This window comes from Streptomyces boluensis (assembly GCF_009908195.1).
Classification (GTDB): domain Bacteria; phylum Actinomycetota; class Actinomycetes; order Streptomycetales; family Streptomycetaceae; genus Streptomyces; species Streptomyces boluensis.
Window position 1 is genome coordinate 1 of the sequence record NZ_JAAAHS010000556.1, and the last position, 3,683, is coordinate 3,683.

4 protein-coding genes are annotated in these 3,683 nt (G+C 71.7%); 1 reads left to right on the plus strand and 3 read right to left on the minus strand.

What is annotated here, in order from left to right; translation table 11 throughout:
* Positions 1 to 40: 40 nt before the first annotated feature.
* The 3 genes from GUY60_RS35720 to GUY60_RS35730 form a co-directional block, all read right to left on the minus strand.
* Positions 41 to 700 (minus strand): hypothetical protein, encoded by a 660-nt coding sequence (locus GUY60_RS35720; protein WP_161705570.1) that lies wholly within the window; start codon positions 698 to 700, stop codon positions 41 to 43.
* A 76-nt stretch (positions 701 to 776) separates the two neighbouring features.
* Entirely contained in the window at positions 777 to 1,253 is a 477-nt protein-coding gene (locus GUY60_RS35725) for a GNAT family N-acetyltransferase (RefSeq protein ID WP_161705571.1), read from the minus strand.
* A 32-nt stretch (positions 1,254 to 1,285) separates the two neighbouring features.
* A complete protein-coding gene (locus tag GUY60_RS35730; protein WP_376771356.1) occupies positions 1,286 to 2,212 on the minus strand; it encodes an aminoglycoside phosphotransferase family protein in 927 nt (308 codons plus the stop codon).
* 56 nt (positions 2,213 to 2,268) lie between these two features.
* On the opposite strand from GUY60_RS35730, the gene GUY60_RS35735 reads away from it, so the two are divergent.
* The gene (locus tag GUY60_RS35735; protein WP_161705572.1) at positions 2,269 to 3,669 is read left to right on the plus strand and encodes an NAD(P)/FAD-dependent oxidoreductase; all 1,401 of its coding nucleotides are present in this window, start codon (positions 2,269 to 2,271) and stop codon (positions 3,667 to 3,669) included.
* Positions 3,670 to 3,683: the final 14 nt, after the last annotated feature.

Consider the following 3,683-nt stretch of genomic DNA (forward strand, 5'->3'; position numbering starts at 1 on the left):
GGGCTGCTGCCGCACACGGTGGACGGGTTCTGACCGGCCCCTAGCGCTCAAGCAGTGGGGCGGTCCTCCAGCAGTGGGGATCCGTCGAAGGCCGCGCGCGGCTCGTGTCGGGCAGGGCGTGCGCGACGACCGTGCGCAGCACTTCGGGGCTGTCGGGGCTGTCGGGGGTCTCAACGTCCGCGGCGATGATTCCGGGCCAGTCGCCGGATGACCAGTACAGCCGGTGCCGTCCGGGGGCCAGGGGGAGGAACCCCACCAGAGCGTGCGGCGTGTCCGGGGTGAGGGCGGCCGGTTCCTCCCCCTGCTCCCCCTGTTCCCGCTGTTCCGGCTGCTCCTGCTCTCCTCGGATGTCGAGGAGGTCGAGGGTCAGGAAGGGCAGCTGCGACAGGTCGTTCTCGTCGTCGCGGTAGAAGGTCCGGTAGAAGGGGTCCGCGGTCTGGGCGACCCGCACGATCTGGAGGACTTCTTCGGCGTCGATGACGATCTCGTCCTGGACCAGGGGGACTTCGTAGACATTCAGGTCCGGCGCACACGCGTCCTTCGCGCCGATGGCCACGCAGACCGCTTCGTCCCCGCCCTGCGGTGGGAGCACTCCCCGCAGGTACGTGTTCCCGTGCACCGGGAGGGACAGGCGGCTCAGGACCAGGTGGACGACCTGGGTCTGTATACGGGTGCTGTAGAGGGAGGAGGAAAGGGTCAACTTCGGCTCCGGTCAGCGGATTTCAGCGGTTCAGGAGTTCAGGGGTTCAGGGGTTCAGCGGATTCGGTCACGCCTCTCAGGCCGACCCGAGCCGCCCCAGCGCCTCGTCCGTCAGGCGGTACACCGTCCACTCCGACTGCGGCCGTGCACCGAGGGACTCGTAGAAGGCGATGCTCGGTTCGTTCCAGTTCAGGACGGACCATTCGAGGCGCTGGTAGCCGCGCTCCGCGCAGACCCGGGCGAGCTGCGTCATCAGCGCCTTGCCGTGGCCGCCGCCGCGCGCCTCGGGGCGTACGTACAGGTCCTCCAGGTAGATGCCGTGCACCCCGCGCCACGTCGAGAACGTCAGGAACCACAGGGTGAAGCCCACGACCTCGCCGGACGCGTCCTCCGCGATGTGCGCGTACGCCGCCGGGTGGTCGTCGCCGAACAGCGCGGTGTGCAACTGCTCCTCGGTGGCGCGGACCTCGTGCAACGCCTTCTCGTACTCGGCGAGTTCACGGACCATGGCGTGGATCGCGGGGATGTCTGCGGGTGTGGCGTTACGGATCATGCGCGCAGGCTAACCGGACCTCCGCGTACGCGTCAGAGCCGTGCGTCGCGGAGGAGTTCGGCGATGGCGAGCTGGTCGGCGTCGAGCGGGTCGCCGTCCTCGACGTTCCAGAGCAGGTTCTGCAGGGCGCGGCCCAGCGTCCAGGCGGCGGCCCGGTGCCGGTCCAGAGCGAGGGTGTCCGTCAACAGGTCGAAGCGGTACAGGACTTCGGCCGCGTCGAAGCCGTCGGTCAGCTCGTTGAAGAGGGCCGGCATCAGGTCGAAGCCCGGGTCACCCGCGAGCGGCTTGGGATCGATGGCGAGCCACGGCTCACGCTCGGCGGCGAGCACGTTGTCGAAGTGCAGGTCCCAGTGGAGCAGCCGGTCGCCGGGCTCGGCCAGCACGTCCCGTACCGCCGACGCGCAGCCGAGCAGGGTCTGCCGGGCGGGGCCCGCGACGCGCGGCGAGCGGACCGCCTCCGGGACCGCGTCGAGCATGCCGGCCGCGATGTCGGCCAGGCGGCGCAGGCCCGCCGGGGCCTCGACCGCGACGAGCCGCGCGAGCAGCCCGGCGAGGATCCGGGTCGCCTCGCGGGTGTCGTCGAGAGACGACAAGTGCCGCGACCCGCCGGGGAGTTCGAGGCGTTCCAGGAGCAGCGTGCCCGTGTCCGCGTCATGGTCGAGGAGCCGCACCACACCGTCGCCGCCCCAGGCCCGCAGACCCACCGGCTCGCCCGCGCTCTCCTCGTCGAGCAGCTGCAGCTTGAGGGCGGCGCGGGTGCCGTCGGCGCGCTCCACGGGGAGGACGAGGGAGGCCATCCCGTACATGGAAGGGCCGTTGAGGCGCAGCTCCCAGCGGTCCAGGAAGTCGTTGGCGAGCAGCGGCAGCCCGTCGATGAAGGCGCGGCCCGCGGCGCCGTTGTACCGGGTCTGGGTGCGGGCGAGCTCAGCGGGCACCACGATGTCGATCACGCCGCCGATCCTAGGGACACAACGCCCAGGGACAGGCCGCGCACCCCTCGGGTACGTTCCCGGCCATGAACGCGCCCCGCACCCTCAATGGCCATGTGTCCCACTGGTTCGCCGAGCACGGCCCGGTCACGCCCCGCGAGCCCCTCATCGGGGACGCCACCGCCGATGTGTGCATCGTCGGCGGCGGGTACACGGGCCTGTGGACCGCCTACTACCTGAAGAAGGCCGTGCCGTTCCTGCGGATCACCGTCCTGGAAAGGAAGTTCTGCGGCTACGGCGCCTCCGGGCGCAACGGCGGCTGGCTGTACAACGGCATCGCGGGCCGCGACCGGTACGCGAAACTGCACGGCAAGGACGCCGCCGCCCGGCTACAGCAGGCCATGAACGACACCGTCACCGAGGTCGTACGGGCCGCCGACGACGAGGGCATCCACGCCGACATCCACCGCGGCGGCGTCCTCGAAGTGGCGTACACACCCGCCCAGTTGACCCGCCTGAAGGCCTTCCACGAGGACGAGGTGGGGTACGGCGACCGGGAGCGGCTGCTGCTCGGCGCGCGCGAGACCGCCGAGCGGATACGGGTCGCGGGCGCCGTCGGCTCCACCTGGACCCCGCACGGCGCACGCCTGCACCCGGCGAAGCTGGTCACCGGGCTCGCCGCGGCCGTCGACGCGCTCGGCGTCAGCATCCACGAGTCGACGCCCGTCACGGAGATCAGGCCCAAGCACGCGATCACCCCGTACGGCACGGTCCGCGCCCCCTACGTACTGCGCTGCACCGAGGGTTTCACCGCCGACCTCAAGGGGCTGCGCCGCACCTGGCTGCCGATGAACTCGTCGATGATCGTGACCGAGCCGATCCCCGCCGAGCTGTGGGAGACCATCGGCTGGGACGGCCGCGAGACCCTCGGCGACATGGCGCACGCCTACATGTACGCGCAGCGCACCGCCGACGACCGGATCGCGCTCGGCGGCCGCGGCGTCCCGTACCGCTTCGGCTCCCGCACCGACAACGACGGCCGTACGCAGCCGGCCACGGTGGACGCGCTGCGCGAGATCCTCGTCCGGTTCTTCCCGGCCCTCGCCCGCACCGGCATCGACCACGCCTGGTCCGGCGTGCTCGGTGTGCCCCGCGACTGGTGCGCCACGGTCGCCCTCGACCGCTCCACCGGCCTCGGCTGGGCGGGCGGCTATGTCGGCTCGGGCGTCGCCACCGCCAACCTCGCCGCCCGCACCCTGCGCGACCTCGTACAGCAGGATTCCGGTCAGGGCACCGCGACCGAGCTGACCGCACTGCCCTGGGTCAACCACAAGGTCCGCACCTGGGAACCGGAACCCCTGCGCTGGCTCGGCGTCCAGTCCCTGTACGCGGCCTACCGCACCGCCGACCACCGCGAGGCCGGTCTGCGCTCCGCGGTGACGGACCCGATCGCCCGCTGGGCGGACCGGGTGTCGGGGCGGGGGTAAATCAGCCCCTCCGG

Bases quoted from the DNA above. Each gene is read 5' to 3' on its own strand.
- GUY60_RS35725 (WP_161705571.1), bottom strand. From the start codon at position 1,253: ATGATCCGTAACGCCACACCCGCAGACATCCCCGCGATCCACGCCATG.
- GUY60_RS35735 (WP_161705572.1), top strand. From the start codon at position 2,269: ATGAACGCGCCCCGCACCCTCAATGGCCATGTGTCCCACTGGTTCGCC.